This window comes from Enterobacter cloacae complex sp.6700776 (assembly GCF_048284255.1).
Taxonomy (GTDB): Bacteria; Pseudomonadota; Gammaproteobacteria; order Enterobacterales; family Enterobacteriaceae; genus Enterobacter; species Enterobacter intestinihominis.
The window spans coordinates 1-332 of the sequence record NZ_JBLVYK010000111.1; the positions used below are offsets into that span (position 1 = coordinate 1).

Annotated in this window: 1 protein-coding gene; it reads right to left on the reverse strand. The window is 41.0% G+C overall.

The features are described from left to right. Positions 1-81: 81 nt before the first annotated feature. A complete protein-coding gene (locus tag ACNQ0T_RS23450; RefSeq protein WP_036947935.1) occupies positions 82-291 on the reverse strand; it encodes a tautomerase family protein in 210 nt (69 codons plus the stop codon). Positions 292-332: the final 41 nt, after the last annotated feature.

Below are 332 nucleotides of genomic sequence, written 5' to 3' on the forward strand. Positions count from 1 at the left end.
TCAGATGTGTATAAGAGACAGTATTTCTTCAGGGCCACCAAATTGATGAATGACTGCAGCTTTCATGCTTTTATCTCCAACTTATCGTGAATTTTCGTTTTTTCTAAGATCGGTTACGATCTCCCCGCCAACTCCCCAGTTGTCGGTTTTGACTTCATCAATTACGACAAAAACAGACGACTTCGGTTTTCCAAGTACCTGATTGAGCAGGGTGGTCGCACCTTCAATTAAGCGTTTTTTTTGATCGTTGGTGACACCTTCATCTGTCACTTTGATATTGATATAGGGCATTTTATTGTTCTCTGTCGTGCCATCGACTGATTACAGAAGTT